This window comes from Janthinobacterium longum, from assembly GCF_051380735.1.
Taxonomy (GTDB): domain Bacteria; phylum Pseudomonadota; class Gammaproteobacteria; order Burkholderiales; family Burkholderiaceae_D; genus Janthinobacterium.
Map to the genome: position 1 here is coordinate 328,488 of NZ_JBNYXQ010000002.1, position 15,466 is coordinate 343,953.

A 15,466-nucleotide genomic window follows, 5' to 3' on the forward strand; every position below is an offset into this window, starting at 1 on the left:
CAAATCCGCGCCGCGACAGCGTGACGAATAATGAAAAAAACTAGCCTGGCAATCCTGGTCGGTGCCGCCCTGTGTATCGGTGGCGGCATCTGGTATTTCAATCATCAGCCTGCTGACAAAGCCAAGAGCGGGGCGGCGGCCAAAGGGGGAGGGCAGGCGCCCACCACCGTCAGTGTCATCAAGCCCGTGCGCCAGGACGTGCCCGTCGTGCTGCAGGCCAATGGCAGCGTGACGCCGATCAGCAGCGTCGACCTGCATCCGCAAACCACCAGCACGATAGCCAAGGTGCATATCAAGGAAGGCCAGTTCGTCAGGCAGGGCGAGCTGATGTTCACGCTGGACGCGCGTACCGAAAGCGCGAACGTGGAAAAAGCCCAGGCACAAGTGCTGCGTGACCGCGCATCGGTGCAGGACTTCGAGCGCCAGCTCAAGCGCAGCACCGATTTGCTCAGCAAGAACTTCATTGCCCAAGGCGCCGTCGACACCTTGCAAAGCCAGCTCGATGCGGCGCGTGCCTTGCTGGCCGCCGACCAGGCTGCCTTGCGCGCGGCCCAGGTCGATTCCAGCTATACCGTCTTGCGCGCACCGTTGAGCGGCCGGGTCGGCGCCATCGGCGTGTACCCGGGCAGCCTGGTGCAACCGACCACCTCGCTGACCAGCATTACCCAGCTCGATCCGATCGACGTCGTGTTCACCTTGCCGGAAAGCAGCTTGTCGGCCTTGCTGTCGGCGCAGAAAGCGGGCGAAGTACCGGTCACGGCGCTGCTGGCGGACGCCGGCGGCAAGCAGGTGCAGGGCAAGCTGAACTTTATCGACAATGCCGTCGATCCGACATCGGGCATGATCAAGGTCAAGGCGCGTTTCGGCAATACGCAAACCGATCTGTGGCCAGGCCAGTACATCAATACGCAGATGACGGTGCAAACCCTGAAAGACGCGCTGGTGATACCGCAAAACGCGATTATTACTACCACCGCCGGCACTCTGGTCTATACCATGCAGGCCGACAATACGGCCAAGTCGAACAAGGTCACGCGCGTGCATGCGTTTGGCCTGAACGCCGTCGTGACCGGCTTGAGTGGCGATGAGCAGGTGATCGTTGACGGCAAGCAGAACCTGCGTCCGGGCAGCAAGGTAAGGCTGGCGGAAAAACGCCCGGATACCACCCCGGCCGCTGACGCCACGCCAACGGGCAAGCCAGCATGAACCTGTCCGAACTGAGCATACGCCGCCCCGTGATGGTGGTGCTGCTGTCGCTTTCCATCATCCTGGCCGGCGTGCTGGCGTATCTGCAAATCCCCGTGGCGGCCTTGCCGAGCTATAACACGCCCGTCATCAACGTCAGCGCCGACCTGGCCGGCGCCAGCCCGGAAACCATGGCTTCATCGGTCGCCTTGCCGCTGGAAAAGCAGTTTTCCACGATCTCGGGCCTGAGCCTGATCACGTCCACCAGTACCCTGGGCAACACCTCGCTGACCCTGGAATTTGATTCCAGCATCAATGTCAACGAAGCGGCGGTCGACGTGCAGGCGGCGCTGCTGCGCGCGCAGCGCCAGTTGCCGACCGAAATGACGGATTTGCCGTCCTACCGCAAGGTCAATCCGGCCGATGCGCCGGTGCTGTTTATCCAGCTGACGTCGCCATCGCTGAACTTGTCGGACCTGAACGACTACGCGGAAAACCTGATCGCACCAAGTTTGTCCACCTTGCCCGGCGTGGCGCAGGTGGTGGTCAACGGCCAGAAGCGCTTTGCCGTGCGCGTGCGGGCGCGCGCCGACCTGATGAATGCGCGCGACCTGACCATGGACGAACTGGCCACGGCGCTGCGCTCCTCGAACACCAATTCGCCGCTGGGCATTCTGGACGGCCCCAGCCAGACCCTGACGATCCAGGGCAATCCGCAGATGATGAAGGCGGCTGATTTTGCCGAACTGATCGTTGCCAGCCGCAACGGCCAGCCGGTGCGCCTGAAAGACGTGGCCGAAGTGGAAGACAGTTTTCAATCGATCAAGACGGTCGGCAGCTTCAATGGCGAGCGCTCGATCAGTCTGATGGTGCAGCGCCAGCCCGACGCCAATACGGTGCAGGTGGTCGATGGCGTGCGCCGCCTGCTGCCGGGTTTCAAGGAACAACTGCCGCAGTCGATACAGATCAGCCTGGTCAACGACCGTTCGCTGTCGATCCGCGAAGCGATCCACGACGTCAACCTGACCCTGGGGCTCACGATCGTGCTGGTGGTGCTGGTGATCTTCCTGTTCCTGCACCGCGCAGCCGCCACCTTTATTCCGGCCGTCACCATGCCGATTTCGCTGCTGGGGGCGCTGGCCTTGCTGTACTGGCTCGGTTACAGCCTTGACAATATCTCGCTGCTGGGCATTACGCTGGCCGTCGGCCTGGTGGTCGATGACGCCATCGTGGTGCTGGAAAACATCGTGCGCCATATCGAAATGGGCAAGAAACCGATCCAGGCGGCGCTGGTGGGTGCGAAAGAGATGGGCTTTACCATCATTTCGATTTCCGTCTCGCTGGTGGCCGTGTTTATCCCGATCTTCTTCATGCCGGGCGTGATCGGCCTGCTGTTCCATGAATTTGCGGTGGTGGTCTCGCTGGCCATCCTGGTGTCGGCGATTGTCTCGCTGACGCTGGTGCCGATGCTGGCCAGCCGCTTCCTGCCGGCCGGCGCTCAAGACCATGACCATACCCAGGAAAAAACCTTTATCGGCCGCCACTTCGAAGCCGGTTTCACGCGCCTGCGCAATGGTTATGTCTTCGTGCTCGACAAGGCGCTGGCGCACCGCAACGTGGTGCTCCTGATCGCCGTCTGTACCTTCGGCCTGACGGTGCTGCTGTACGCGACTATACCGAAAGGCTTCTTCCCCGAGGAAGATCTGGGGCAGATCCAGGTCAATACGGAAGCGTCGGAAGATATCTCGTCGGAAGCCATGCAAGCGTTGCAGGCGCGCATGGCGGCCGTCATCAAGGCGGACCCCAGCGTGCAGGACGTGACCTCGTTTGTCGGCGGCGGCAATACGGGCCGCATGTTCATGGTGCTCAAGCCGCGCAGCGAGCGGCCGAAAATGCCGGTGGTGCTGGAAAACCTGCGCCGCGCAACCAGCGCCGTGCCCGGCATGGCCGTGTATTTCCGGCCCGTGCAGAACTTGCAGCTGGGCGGGCGCCAGAGCAAGAGCCGCTACCAGTACACCCTGCAAAGTGTCAGCCCCGACGCCCTCAATGACTGGGCGGAAAAATTCCTTGCCGGCATGCGCGTCGACCCGGCCTTCCGCGACGTCACCAGCGATTCGCAGATCAAGGGCTTGCAGGCATCGTTGAAAATCGACCGCGACAAGGCCAATATGCTGGGCGTGCAGATGGCGGACATTCGCACTGCCCTGTACAGCGCGTTTGGCGAACGGCAGGTGTCGACCATTTATTCGTCTGCCGCCAGCTATTACGTGATCCTGGAAGCGGCCACGCCGGATCGCCAGTATGACGACGCACTGACGCGCGTGTCGGTACGCAGCAAGACGGGTGAGCTGGTCAAATTGTCCAGCATTGCCCGGGTCGAGCGCACCATCGGACCCACCTCCGTCAACCACCAGGGCCAGCTGCAGGCCGTTACCATCGCTTTCAATCTGGCACCGGACGTGCCGCTCGGCGTTGCCACCGGCAAGATCGATGCGATGAGCACGGCCATGAACCTGCCAGCGTCGATTATCACGCGCTACGGCGGCGACGCGGCTGTGTTCCAGGATTCGCAGGCCAGCCAGATTATCCTGATCATCGCCGCGCTGGCCGTTATCTATGTGCTGCTCGGTGTGCTGTATGAAAGCTATATCCACCCGCTGACCATCCTGGCCGGCCTGCCGTCGGCCGCTGTCGGTGCACTGTTGACCTTGCGCCTGTTCGGCATGGACCTGACCATGATCGCGATTATCGGCATCCTGATGCTGATCGGCATCGTCAAGAAAAACGCCATCATGATGATCGACTTTGCCCTGCATGCGCAGAGGAACGAAGGCCTGGCGCCGTTTGACGCCATACGCCAGGCGTGCATCCTGCGTTTCCGCCCGATCATGATGACCTCGGCGGCGGCGCTGATGGGCGCCTTGCCGATTGCGCTGGGCCTGGGCGCGGGCGCCGAACTGCGCCAGCCGCTGGGCCTGGCCGTGGTCGGCGGCCTGATCTTTTCGCAAGTGATCACCTTGTTTATCACGCCCGTGATCTATCTGTTCCTCGACAAATACAGTGGCACCGGGCCGATGACGGACGAGCAGTTGGCGGTCCTGGACAGCAAGGCCTGAACCAGCAGGCAATCCAGGCGGCGGTGCATGTGTTGCACCGCCGTAATGGGAGTGATACATACGGTAACAACCGTCAAGTGCTGTTTCGGCTACTCTGCTGATGGCTGCAAGGAATGCCGCTATCCTGTACGCTTCGGGTGGCAAGGACGCCGCAAGTATTTCCAAAAGCGCGCCGCTCTGGCAAGATGACTGCCCAGTAAGATCACTGCTACAAAGAAAGCACGATTTATTTTGCATGACACGACCCACCCGATGGCTGCCGATACCGGCTATTGCCCCACCTGCGGGCAATTGATCCAGCCGCCACTGACCTATGGCGCGAAGACTAGCACCCGCCGCAAGGTGATACTGGGCGTGTCTGTCCTGCTGCACGTGCTGATTGCCGCCTATGCCTTGCTGCACACGGAGACCATCGAGAAGATTCCACCGCCCAAGAAGGAAAGCGCGATGGTGTATATCTCGCCGCTGAAGGACAAGCCGGCACCCAAACCGACGCCAACACCAACGCCGAAGCCCACGCCCAAGCCGACGCCGAAGGAAACCAAGGTCGCCAAGGTGAAACCGCCGCCACCGCGTGCAAGCAAGCCCGTGGTGGCGAAAAACGTGCCGCGCGACAAGCCTAAGCTGGAAACCTTTACGCCACCGCTGGTATCGAAAGTGCCGTTGCCGCCGCCTCCGGCCGAAGACATGAGCGCCATGATCGAGCAGCGACGCCAGCAGCGCCAGGCACAGCAACCGGCGCCGCCGGCCGAGGAGAGCGAAAACGACCGCGCCATGCGCGTGGCCAAGGCCAATATCGCGCGCGCCCAGGGCCGCAACTCGGGCAGCGACAACGACGATTCGGGTGGCGTGTTTTCCATCGTCAACCAGACCTCGTTCAGCGCGGAGGTCAAGTTCAAGGGCTGGAACGGCAACTTCAAGCGCAACTGGCTGAAGCAGGAAAAAGTTGAGATCGGCAACGAACCCGATATCGAATCGGCCATCATCAAGAAGATGATCCAGCTGATCCGTGCCGAAAAGCCGGGCGACTTCGTATGGGAATCGCGCCGCCTGGGCCGCAACGTCAACCTCAGCGCCCGCGTCGAGGATACGGCCGAGCTGACGGCGTTCCTGCGCCAGGAATTCTTTTCCGAAAAACGGCCAGGGCCGGGGCGGCGTTAAGCACCAGGCTCTGGCCATGAAAAAAGGCGGCTCACGAAAAGTGAGCCGCCTTTTTTACGTGCCGTGCCGGGTTGAAGATCAGGCCGGCTTGTCGCTACCCGTTTCCGGTTCGACGTCGTCTTCCATCTCGATCAGTTCCACCATCTCGGCGGCGCCGTCTTCGCTGATGCCGGCCAGTTCCATGATCTTGTCATTGGCTTCTTCGATGCCGACCCGTTTCAGGGCCGAGAACAGCTGCACCGTGAACGGGAAGCCGACGCCGTCTTCGTCGACATAGCTGTCGAGCTTGGCCTTGGCCTGGCGCAGGGCGTTGACCGACTCATTGCGGTTCAGCTTGTCGACCTTGGTCAGGATGCAGTGGATCGGCTTGCCGGTCGGCGCGAACCATTCCAGCATCTGGATGTCGAGATCCGTAAACGGGCGGCGCGAGTCCATGATCAGCACCAGGCCGGCCAGTTGTTCACGGCGCTGCACATAATCGCCCAGCAAACGCTGCCAGTGCAGTTTGGCCGAGCCCGATACTTCCGCATAGCCATAACCGGGCAAGTCGACCAGCAGGCATTCGATCTCTTCGACGATGGTGGCATCCTTGCGGTGCTGGCCCACATGGGCGCCGCCGATCGAGAAATAGTTGATATGCTGGGTACGGCCAGGCGTTTTGGAGGCGAACGCCAGGCCTTTCTGATTGCACAAAATATTGATGGCGGTCGACTTACCGGCATTGGAGCGACCGGCAAAAGCGATTTCCGGCACCGAGGTATCGGGCAGGTCGCGCAGTTGGTTAACGGTCGTAAAGAAACGGGCTTGCCAGAGTTTTGACATGGGAGTAGTAATGCAAGAAAAGGGAGCGATAAGAGAGCAATAACGCCAAGAAGCTATTGTACAATAAGGAGTTGTTAATTGTTGCCGGCGTAGCAGCGATGCGGCTTGCGGCCCTGAAAATAATGCAAAAATCCCAGGGCGCGGCAATGTCCACCACTAATTTCTCACTGTCCCAGGGTGCCTGAATGAATCGTGCATTTTCACCGTTGTTCAAATCCATGTTGCTCGCTTTGCTGGCTGTTTCGGCAACTGTGTCGGCCGCTGAAGCACCGCAGACCGCCGTCAAAGCCGATGCCAGCAAGGGCGCCACCCTGTACGCCGATGGCGACGCCGCACGCGGCTTGCCCGCCTGCGTTTCCTGCCATGGTGCGGCCGGCAATTCGACCATCGCGGCCAATCCCAGGCTGGCCGGTCAGCACGAAAACTATCTGTACAAGCAGCTGGTCGACTTCACCACGCCACAGCGTAACAACGCCGTGATGTCGACCTACGCCAAGATGCTCAGCGATGCTGACAAGAAAAACGTCGCCGCCTACCTGGGCGTGCAGGTGGCCAAGCCGGGCGCGGCCAAGAACAAGGACACCATCGAGCTGGGCAAGAAGATCTACCGTGGTGGTATTGCGGCGAAACAAGTCGCGGCCTGTGCCAGCTGTCATGGCGCGGCGGGCAATGGCATCCCCGTGCAGTATCCGCGCATCGCCGGCCAGCACCAGGATTACACGATTGCCCAGCTGACCCAGTTCCGCAGCACCAAGGCCGATGCGCGCAAGAACAGCGAGCAGATGCACACGATCGCCGCGCGCCTGTCGGATGATGAAATCGCGGCCGTCGCAGATTACATCGCCGGTCTCAAGTAAATTCCATAGCGGCAATCCTTTGCCGGGCACTGCGGTGCGGATGAAAAAGGGCGGCCATGGCAAGGGGCTGCCCTTTTTTTATGGCGCTGTCTGATCTGCGGTATGCTGCCGCCTTGCACAGACGAAACCCTTCCCGTTTTTTAGATTGCCATTTTGTATGAGTAACAACGCATGAGTACCAGCACCACCGGAATCGAACTCAAAACGCAGCGCCGCAGCCTGGCCGAATTCGTCGAGCTGATCTCGTCGATGCGCTTTGCCATCAGCTTGCTGACCCTGATTGCTGTCTCGTCCGTGATCGGCACCGTGCTCAAGCAGAACGAGCCGATGCCCAATTACATCAACCAGTTCGGTCCGTTCTGGTTTTCCGTGTTCGACAAGCTGAGCCTGTATTCGGTCTATTCGGCCTGGTGGTTTTTGCTGATCATGGGTTTCCTGGTCGCCTCGACCTCGCTGTGCATCGTGCGCAACGCGCCGAAGATGCTCAAGGACATGCGCAGCTGGCGCGAAACCGTGCGTGAGCAGTCACTGCGCAATTTCCACCACAAGGCCGAATGGCTGGTGCCGCTGCCGCGCACCGCCGTGGCGCAGCAGATGGTGATGCGCCTGAAAGACGCCGGCTACCAGGCCAGGATCGTGGAAAAGGACAACGCCACGCTGGTGGCGGCCAAGCGCGGCGCGGCCAACAAATGGGGCTATATCTTTGCCCACGGCGCCATCGTGATTATCTGCGTGGGCGGCTTGCTGGACTCGGAAATGCCGATCAGGGTGCAACAATGGTTCTTCGGCAAGACCCCGTTTGCGGGCAGCGGCGTGATTGCCGAGATTCCCGCCCAGCATCGCTTGAGCCTGTCTAACCCCACTTTCCGCGGCAATACCATGATCCCGGAGGGGTCGAGCAGCAGCACCGCCATCATTCCGCAAGCCGATGGCGTGCTGATCCAGGACTTGCCGATCACCATCTTGCTGAAAAAATTCCATATCGATTTCTACAGCACCGGCATGCCCAAGCTGTTCGCCAGCGACGTGGTGGTCACCAACCATGAAACGGGCAAGAGTTTTCCTGCCACCATCAAGGTCAACCAGCCGCTGCTGTACAAAGGCCTGGCCCTGTACCAGTCCAGCTTTGAAGATGGCGGCAGCAAGCTCAAGCTCACCGGTTTTCCGATGGCCGGCAAGACGGACAAACGTTTCGATATCGGCGGCGAAGTGGGCGGCAGCACGCCGCTTGAACGCAGCGATGGCAATTCGTACAGCGTCGAATGGTCGGGTTTCCGTCCCTTCAACGTGGAAAACATGAGTTCCGGCCAGGATGTGCGCGCCGTCAGCAAAGCTGAGAGTTTTAATGAGAAATTCGCCGTCGGCCTCGACAAGCGCCTGGGTTCGGCCGCCAAGAACGCCAATAACAAGGACCTGAAAAACGTCGGCCCGAGCGTGCTCTACAAACTGCGCGACAAGACCGGCCAAGCGCGCGAGTACCAGAACTACATGCAGCCGGTAACGGTCGACGGCGCGTTGGTCTTCCTGGCCGGCATGCGCGTCAACCCCAGCGATGCCTTCAGCTACCTGCGCATTCCGGCCGATGACAATTACACGGTGAAGGAATGGATGCGCTTGCGCGCCGCGCTGCAGGACCCGGAATTGCGCGAGCAGGCCGCCGCCCGCTATGCCGAGCGCGCCATGCCGAGCGCCAGCGCGCAGGCGCTGCGCGGCCAGCTGCAGGAATCGGCCGCGAAAAGCCTGGCCATCTTTGCCGGCAATGGGCAAGACGGCGGCTTCCTGGCGATTTCGCGCTTCCTGGAAAAAGTCCCCAAGGCCGAGCAGGAAAAGGCAGCCGATATCTTCATGAAGATCCTCAACGGCAGCCTGTGGGACTTGTGGCAGGCGGCGCGCGCCAAGGGCGGCCTGCCGCCGATCGAAGCCGATGAAAAGCATGGCCGTTTCCTGCAACTGGCGACCAATGCCCTGTCCGACAGCTTTTTCTACGGCGCACCGGTGTATTTGCAGCTCGACGAATTTACCGAAATCAAGGCTTCCGTGCTGCAAGTGACGCGCTCGCCGGGCAAGGGCGTGGTCTACCTGGGTTGCCTGTTCCTGGTGATCGGCGTGTTTTCCATGTTTTATATCCGCGAGCGCCGCGTGTGGGTATGGATCAAGGATGACGCCAACAACCCCGGCGACAGCAGCGCGCTGATGGCCATGAGCACCCAGCGCAAGACGCTGGACTTTGAAAAAGAATTTGAGAACCTGAAGGCAAAATTGCCGCAATCGGCGTAAGCTGCGCCTGAGCTGGCGTCACGCCGTGCAGGCAATGGAGAAAAACATGGAATTGGCAAATAAACAGATTTACACGCAGGATGCGGGTTTTTTCAAGCGCCTGAGCCTGGTTGACTGGCTGTACGGCGCCGGCCTGCTGGCCGCTTCGCTGTATGGCCTGGTGCACTTCGGCGCCTTCATGGACATCTATGAAAAAGCCATTTTGCTGGCGGCGGCGCCCACCTTTGCCTGGCTGGGCTGGTACTGGAAGCCGGTGCGCTGGCTGATTCCGCTGGCCGCCGTGCTGTCGCTGTTCGCCATCGAACTCTACAATGGCCAGCTGGACATGGCAAACCAGAAATTCTTCCTGAAGTATATGTTGTCCAGCCAGTCCGCGATTCTGTGGATGGGTACCTTGTTCGTGCTGTCGACCCTGTTCTACTGGATCGGCCTGGTGGCACGCTCGGATTTCGGTTCCTCGGTCGGTTCTCTGCTGTGCTGGGCCGGCGTGGTGCTAGGCCTGACCGGCATGCTGGTGCGCTGGTATGAATCGTACCTGATCGGCGCCGACGTCGGCCATATTCCCGTGTCGAACCTGTATGAAGTGTTCATCCTGTTCTCCTTGATCACGGCCATGTTCTATCTGTACTACGAGCAGCACTATGCGACGCGCCAGCTGGGCGCCTTTGTCATGCTGGTGATCTCCGCCGCCGTGGTGTTTTTGCTGTGGTACACCGTCACGCGCGACGCGGCCGATATCCAGCCGCTGGTGCCAGCCCTGCAAAGCTGGTGGATGAAGATCCATGTGCCGGCCAACTTTATCGGCTACGGCACCTTTTCGCTGTCGGCCATGGTCGCCTCGGCCTACCTGCTCAAATCGAGCGGCTACCTGGTCGACCGCCTGCCGTCGCTGGAAGTGCTCGATGACGTGATGTACAAGGCGATTTCGGTCGGCTTCGCTTTCTTCACGGTAGCGACCATCCTCGGGGCGCTGTGGGCGGCCGAAGCGTGGGGGGGCTACTGGTCGTGGGATCCGAAGGAGACCTGGGCCCTGATCGTCTGGCTCAACTATGCGGCCTGGCTGCACATGCGCCTGATGACGGGCTTGCGCGGCCGTGTCGCCGCCTGGTGGGCGCTGGTGGGCTTGCTGGTGACGACGTTTGCTTTCCTGGGCGTTAATATGTTCCTCTCTGGCCTGCATTCTTACGGCAAACTTTAAAGAAGTGCACGAGAAAAAGCCCATGGCGGCGTTGCTTTGCCTGGTCGTACAGTCGTACTGCCTGCGGCAAAGCGCCTTGCCCTGAACTTTTTTCGAGCACTTCAGGTAGATGACGCAACCGTCATGAATGGCTTCGGAAACTGGTGTAAGGTACATACAATCACCACTTTTCCGGAGCCGCCATGTTGATCAAGCGCAGTCCCAACGGTATTGAATTGCCGTTCTCATCCGAAATCACGCCGCGCGCCGTATTCGAAGCGCGCCGCAGCTTTATCAAGCAGGCGGCCATCGGCGCCGTCTCCAGCGCGGCCCTGCTGGAAATGATGAACCGCGAAGCGTTCGCGCAGGGCACCCATCCCAAGCTGGCTGCCAAACTCAATCCCGCCTATTCCGGGCTGGACAAGCAGACGGCGTATAAAGACGCCACCACTTACAATAATTTCTACGAGTTCGGCACCGACAAGAGCGATCCGGCGCAAAACGCGGGCACCTTGCGCACGCGGCCATGGACGGTCACCATCGAAGGCGAAGTCAAGAAGCCGATGACGCTCGACCTCGATGCACTGCTCAAGCTGGCGCCACTCGAAGAGCGGGTGTACCGGCTGCGCTGCGTGGAAGGCTGGTCGATGGTGATCCCGTGGGTCGGCTACTCGTTTTCCGAGATCATCAAGAAGGTCGAGCCGACCGGCAACGCCAAATACGTGGAATTCATTTCGCTGGCCGACAACAAGCAGATGCCAGGCGTGGGCAGCCGCGTGCTGCAGTGGCCGTACACCGAAGGCCTGCGCATCGATGAAGCGAATCATCCGCTGGCGCTGTTGACCTTGGGCATGTATGGCGAAACCCTGCCGAACCAGAATGGCGCACCGGTGCGCATGGTGCTGCCGTGGAAATATGGCTTCAAATCGGCCAAGTCCATCGTCAAGATCCGCTTCGTCAAGGAACAGCCACGCACCTCGTGGAACTTGTCGGCGCCGTCCGAATACGGTTTTTACTCGAACGTGAACCCGAACGTTGACCATCCGCGCTGGTCGCAGGCCAGCGAGCGCCGCATCGGCGAAGATAGTTTCCTGGCGCGCAAGCGCAAGACCCTGATGTACAACGGTTACAACGACGTGGCTTCGCTGTACGCGGGCATGGACCTGAAGAAGTTCTTTTAACGAAAGTACAGCATGGCTTCTCATCCCGCGCCGCGGCAACTGTCGCTGATCAAGGCCGTCATTTTCGTGCTGGCGCTGCTGCCGCTCGGCCGCATGGTGTGGCTGACGTATACCGGCCAGCTGGTCGAGCCGCTGGAATTCATCACGCGCGGCACCGGCGACTGGACTTTGTACTTCCTGTGCATCGGCCTGGGCGTCACGCCCTTGCGCCGCCTTACGCAGTGGAACTGGCTGATCAAGCTGCGCCGTATGCTGGGACTGTTTGCGTTTTTCTATGCCACCTTGCACTTCACCACTTTCCTGTGGTTCGACCACTTCTTTGATCTGGCGGAAATGTGGAAGGATGTGCTGAAACGGCCTTTCATCACGGTCGGCTTTATCGCCTTCGTGTTGTTGATACCGCTGGCCGTGACCAGTAGCAACGGCATGGTCAAGCGCCTGGGCGGCAAGCGCTGGCAGTGGTTGCACCGGCTGGTGTATCTGATCGCACCGCTGGGTATTTTGCACTACTGGTGGATGAAGGCGGGCAAGAACAACTTTGCCCAGCCCATCCTGTTTGGCAGCATCGTCGCGCTGCTGTTGTTAATTCGCGTCTATTTCGCCTGGAGCAAGCGGGTGCAAAACGCGGAACTGGTGCGCCAGTAGCCGGGGCTCAGGTCACCGGCACGATTACCGGTGGCGGTGGTACCGGGGCCGGTTCGAGCGGGCCCTTGGCGGGCGCCGGCTTGGCCGCTGGCGGCTTGGGCAGGTACAGGGCGCCGGGCTGGCCGCAGCCGGCCAAAACGCTGGAGACCACAATGGCAATGCCGATATAAAACGCTGAGTATGACTTCACGATTAGAATCACGGTTTGATTAAGATATTTGGAGTGTAGCATGAGCGAATCGGAATTCCTGGCCCAGGCCGAAGCCACCCTGACCCAGATCGCGGCAGCGCTGGACCGGCTGAACGATGAAGACGTGCTCGACGTCGAATGCAGCCGCAGCGGCAATGTGCTGGAAATCGAGTTTATCGACAACGGCAGCAAAATCATCGTCAACAGCCAGGCGCCCATGCGTGAAATGTGGGTGGCGGCCCGTTCCGGCGGTTTCCACTACAAGCGCGTCGGTGACGAGTGGATCAATACGCGTGACGGTTCGGAGCTTTTCGCGGCCTTGTCCGGCATGGCAAGCGAGCAGGCCGGCGCGACGGTGGTATTGAAGTAATCGCCGTTAGCGGTATATAAAAAAAGGGCAGACTGTGCAGTCTGCCCTTTAGTTTTAGAACAACTCGTTCTTCACGGCTTCCTTGGCTTTTTCTTCTTCCGGCGTGCCGCGCGCCGCGCCTTCCAGGCTGCCCACGCCCGTACCCGGCGGATTTTCCGCATAGTAGTACTCGTCGCCGACACGGATCAGGCCATCCGGTACCGCGCGTTCCTCGACCGGGATGCCTTTCAGGGCTTTCGCCATGTAGTTGATCCAGATCGGCAAGGCCAGGCCGCCGCCCGTTTCGCGGTTGCCCAGGTTGCGCGGCTGGTCGTAGCCGATCCAGGCGATGCCCACCAGCTTGGCCTGGTAACCTGCAAACCAGGCGTCGATCGAATCGTTGGTGGTGCCCGTTTTGCCGGCCAGGTCAGGGCGCTTCAGGGACATCGCCTTGGTGGCCGTGCCGAAGCGCACCACGTCGTTGAGCATGCTGTTCATCATGAAGGCATTGCGCTCGTCGATCACGCGGTTGCGGTCTTCGCCCGCCTTGTCGGGGTTCGCTTCCGACAAGACCTTGCCGTCGCTGTCAGTCACCTTGGCGATCAGGTAGGGGTTGATCTTGTAGCCGCCATTGGCAAACACGGCGTAGGCGCCCGCCATCTGCAGCGGCGTGACGTTGCCCGCGCCCAGCGCCAGGGTCAGGTAGGGCGGGTTCTTGTCGGCGTCGAAGCCGAAGCGCGTCGCGTATTCCTGGCCGTACTTGGCGCCGATCTTGTGCAGGATGCGGATCGAAATCATGTTTTTCGATTTCATCAAGCCCTTGCGCATCGTCATCGGACCGTCGTATTTGCTGTCGTAGTTCTTCGGTTCCCACGCCTGGCCACCCGTCTGGCCGGCGTCGAACGAGATCGGCGCGTCATTGATGATGGTGGCCGGCGACAGGCCCCGTTCCAGCGAGGCAGAATAGATGAAGGGCTTGAAGGCCGAACCGGGCTGGCGCCACGCCTGCGTCACGTGGTTGAACTTGTTGCGGTTGTAATCGAAGCCGCCCACCATGGCGCGAATCGCCCCGTCGGTGGTGCTGGCCGAAACAAACGCCGACTGCACTTCCGGCATCTGCGTCAGCACCCAGCCGTCGCCTTCGCGCATGACGCGGATCACGGCGCCGCGGCGGATGCGGCGGTTTGGCGCCGCTTTTTCCGACAGCCAGGCCGCGCCAAAAGTCAGGCCCGGGCCGGTGATGCTGATTTCCTCGCCGGCCGAGGTGACCGCCTGCAAGGATTTGGGCGAAGCCTGCAGCACCATGGCGCCAATGATGTCGTCGCTGTCAGGGTGGTCGGCCAGTTCCGTTTCGATCGCATCGTCCGCTTCGGCCTTGGTATTCGGAATCTCGATATACGCTTCCGGGCCACGGTAGCCATGGCGTTTTTCGTAGTCCATCACGCCCTTGCGCAGGGCGATATAGGCGGCGTCCTGGTCGGCCTTGGTAATCGTCGTGTAGACGTTCAGGCCGCGCGTGTAGGTGTCTTCCTTGAATTGCTCGTAGACCAGCTGGCGCGCCATTTCCGACACATATTCGGCATGCACGCCAAAGGCACTGCTGTCGGTCTTGACCTTCAGCTCTTCATGCTTGGCTTCCTCGAACTGGGCCGGCGTGATGTAGCCCAGCTGCGCCATGCGCTGCAGGATGTATTGCTGGCGCAGGCGGGCGCGTTTCGGATTGACCACCGGATTGTAGGCCGATGGTGCTTTAGGCAGGCCGGCCAGCATGGCCGCTTCGGCCACGGTCAGGTCGCGGATATTCTTGCCGAAATAGATTTGCGCGGCCGAGGCAAAGCCATAGGCGCGCTGGCCCAGGTAGATCTGGTTCATATAGACTTCCAGGATCTGGTCCTTGCTGAGGTTTTTCTCGATCTTCCAGGCCAGCAGCACTTCATAGGCCTTGCGCTTCAGGGTCTGCTCGCTGGACAGGAAGAAATTGCGCGCCACCTGCTGCGTGATGGTCGAGGCACCTTGCTTGGCGCCGCCCGTCAGGTTGTGCAAGGCCGCACGCGTGATGCCCAGGTAGTCGACGCCGCCGTGCTCATAGAAGCGGTCATCCTCGATGGCCAGCACAGCTTTCTTCATGACATCGGGAATGTCCTTGATGTGCACCATATTGCGCCGCTCTTCGCCAAACTCGCCGATCAGCACGCCGTCGCTGGTAAAGATGCGTAGCGGCATCTTCGGCCGGTAATCGGTCAGGGTGTCGAGCGCCGGCAGGTTCGGGTACGCCATCGCCAGGCCGAACACCACCAGCAAGACGCCGCCCACGCCCACCCCCACCAGTGTTACCAGGGCCATCAGCAAAAAGCGTTTGGGTTTGCCGCCCTTCTTGGGCGGCTTCGGGCCAGCGTTGCCAGCGGAGGTGGAAGATGTCATGCGCGTTATGTCTTTCAGTTAATTATGCGGGCAATTATAAGCGAGCTTGCCGAGGGGGCGGCGCGCCAGGCGGGCTGCGGAACTC

Annotated in this window: 13 protein-coding genes; 9 read left to right on the forward strand and 4 right to left on the reverse strand. The window is 60.6% G+C overall.

What is annotated here, in order from left to right:
- Window positions 1-30: 30 nt before the first annotated feature.
- The 3 genes from ACQ4WM_RS09760 (at window position 31) to ACQ4WM_RS09770 (ending at window position 5,462) form a co-directional block, all read left to right on the forward strand.
- Window positions 31-1,206, forward strand: a complete 1,176-nt coding sequence (locus ACQ4WM_RS09760; protein ID WP_436546474.1) for an efflux RND transporter periplasmic adaptor subunit — start codon at window positions 31-33, stop codon at window positions 1,204-1,206.
- Window positions 1,203-4,301: an efflux RND transporter permease subunit gene (locus ACQ4WM_RS09765; protein ID WP_436546475.1), complete on the forward strand. Its 3,099-nt coding sequence runs from the start codon at window positions 1,203-1,205 to the stop codon at window positions 4,299-4,301. Before ACQ4WM_RS09760 ends, ACQ4WM_RS09765 begins: the two co-directional genes overlap by 4 nt.
- A gap of 231 nt (window positions 4,302-4,532) precedes the next feature.
- Window positions 4,533-5,462 (forward strand): hypothetical protein, encoded by a 930-nt coding sequence (locus tag ACQ4WM_RS09770; RefSeq protein WP_436546476.1) that lies wholly within the window; start codon window positions 4,533-4,535, stop codon window positions 5,460-5,462.
- A gap of 78 nt (window positions 5,463-5,540) precedes the next feature.
- Here ACQ4WM_RS09770 and yihA read toward each other — a convergent pair whose 3' ends face one another.
- A complete protein-coding gene (gene yihA / locus ACQ4WM_RS09775; protein ID WP_436546477.1) occupies window positions 5,541-6,284 on the reverse strand; it encodes a ribosome biogenesis GTP-binding protein YihA/YsxC in 744 nt (247 codons plus the stop codon).
- The gene (locus ACQ4WM_RS09780) at window positions 6,244-6,504 is read right to left on the reverse strand and encodes a hypothetical protein (protein WP_436546680.1); all 261 of its coding nucleotides are present in this window, start codon (window positions 6,502-6,504) and stop codon (window positions 6,244-6,246) included. Before ACQ4WM_RS09780 ends, yihA begins: the two co-directional genes overlap by 41 nt.
- Between ACQ4WM_RS09780 and ACQ4WM_RS09785 the strand changes: the two genes are divergently transcribed.
- The 5 genes from ACQ4WM_RS09785 (at window position 6,470) to msrQ (ending at window position 12,421) form a co-directional block, all read left to right on the forward strand.
- A complete protein-coding gene (locus ACQ4WM_RS09785; RefSeq protein ID WP_436546478.1) occupies window positions 6,470-7,141 on the forward strand; it encodes a c-type cytochrome in 672 nt (223 codons plus the stop codon). The two genes, ACQ4WM_RS09780 and ACQ4WM_RS09785, sit on opposite strands and share 35 nt — an antisense overlap.
- Before the next feature lie 171 nt (window positions 7,142-7,312).
- Window positions 7,313-9,418: a cytochrome c biogenesis protein ResB gene (locus tag ACQ4WM_RS09790; protein ID WP_436546479.1), complete on the forward strand. Its 2,106-nt coding sequence runs from the start codon at window positions 7,313-7,315 to the stop codon at window positions 9,416-9,418.
- Between the two features lie 46 nt (window positions 9,419-9,464).
- A complete protein-coding gene (gene ccsB / locus ACQ4WM_RS09795) occupies window positions 9,465-10,616 on the forward strand; it encodes a c-type cytochrome biogenesis protein CcsB (protein ID WP_436546480.1) in 1,152 nt (383 codons plus the stop codon).
- A 182-nt stretch (window positions 10,617-10,798) separates the two neighbouring features.
- Window positions 10,799-11,776: a protein-methionine-sulfoxide reductase catalytic subunit MsrP gene (gene msrP, locus ACQ4WM_RS09800; protein WP_436546481.1), complete on the forward strand. Its 978-nt coding sequence runs from the start codon at window positions 10,799-10,801 to the stop codon at window positions 11,774-11,776.
- A gap of 12 nt (window positions 11,777-11,788) precedes the next feature.
- The gene (gene msrQ / locus ACQ4WM_RS09805) at window positions 11,789-12,421 is read left to right on the forward strand and encodes a protein-methionine-sulfoxide reductase heme-binding subunit MsrQ (protein WP_436546482.1); all 633 of its coding nucleotides are present in this window, start codon (window positions 11,789-11,791) and stop codon (window positions 12,419-12,421) included.
- A gap of 7 nt (window positions 12,422-12,428) precedes the next feature.
- On the opposite strand, the gene lptM is transcribed toward msrQ, so the two are convergent.
- Window positions 12,429-12,611, reverse strand: a complete 183-nt coding sequence (lptM, locus tag ACQ4WM_RS09810) for an LPS translocon maturation chaperone LptM (RefSeq protein ID WP_436546483.1) — start codon at window positions 12,609-12,611, stop codon at window positions 12,429-12,431.
- A 40-nt stretch (window positions 12,612-12,651) separates the two neighbouring features.
- On the opposite strand from lptM, the gene cyaY reads away from it, so the two are divergent.
- Window positions 12,652-12,981 carry an iron donor protein CyaY gene (cyaY, locus tag ACQ4WM_RS09815; protein ID WP_436546484.1) on the forward strand — a complete coding sequence of 110 codons (330 nt, stop codon included), beginning with the start codon at window positions 12,652-12,654 and terminating at the stop codon, window positions 12,979-12,981.
- A 54-nt stretch (window positions 12,982-13,035) separates the two neighbouring features.
- On the opposite strand, the gene ACQ4WM_RS09820 is transcribed toward cyaY, so the two are convergent.
- Window positions 13,036-15,381, reverse strand: coding sequence for a penicillin-binding protein 1A (locus tag ACQ4WM_RS09820; protein ID WP_436546485.1), 2,346 nt, complete (start codon window positions 15,379-15,381; stop codon window positions 13,036-13,038).
- Window positions 15,382-15,466: the final 85 nt, after the last annotated feature.

What these genes read in the sequence shown, in the direction of transcription:
- ACQ4WM_RS09760 (WP_436546474.1), top strand. Translation starts at nt 31, where the DNA reads ATGAAAAAAACTAGCCTGGCAATCCTGGTCGGTGCCGCCCTGTGTATC.
- ACQ4WM_RS09765 (WP_436546475.1), top strand. Translation starts at nt 1,203, where the DNA reads ATGAACCTGTCCGAACTGAGCATACGCCGCCCCGTGATGGTGGTGCTG.
- yihA (WP_436546477.1), bottom strand. Translation starts at nt 6,284, where the DNA reads ATGTCAAAACTCTGGCAAGCCCGTTTCTTTACGACCGTTAACCAACTG.
- ACQ4WM_RS09785 (WP_436546478.1), top strand. Translation starts at nt 6,470, where the DNA reads ATGAATCGTGCATTTTCACCGTTGTTCAAATCCATGTTGCTCGCTTTG.
- ACQ4WM_RS09780 (WP_436546680.1), bottom strand. Translation starts at nt 6,504, where the DNA reads ATGGATTTGAACAACGGTGAAAATGCACGATTCATTCAGGCACCCTGG.
- ACQ4WM_RS09790 (WP_436546479.1), top strand. Translation starts at nt 7,313, where the DNA reads ATGAGTACCAGCACCACCGGAATCGAACTCAAAACGCAGCGCCGCAGC.
- ccsB (WP_436546480.1), top strand. Translation starts at nt 9,465, where the DNA reads ATGGAATTGGCAAATAAACAGATTTACACGCAGGATGCGGGTTTTTTC.
- msrP (WP_436546481.1), top strand. Translation starts at nt 10,799, where the DNA reads ATGTTGATCAAGCGCAGTCCCAACGGTATTGAATTGCCGTTCTCATCC.
- msrQ (WP_436546482.1), top strand. Translation starts at nt 11,789, where the DNA reads ATGGCTTCTCATCCCGCGCCGCGGCAACTGTCGCTGATCAAGGCCGTC.
- cyaY (WP_436546484.1), top strand. Translation starts at nt 12,652, where the DNA reads ATGAGCGAATCGGAATTCCTGGCCCAGGCCGAAGCCACCCTGACCCAG.
- ACQ4WM_RS09820 (WP_436546485.1), bottom strand. Translation starts at nt 15,381, where the DNA reads ATGACATCTTCCACCTCCGCTGGCAACGCTGGCCCGAAGCCGCCCAAG.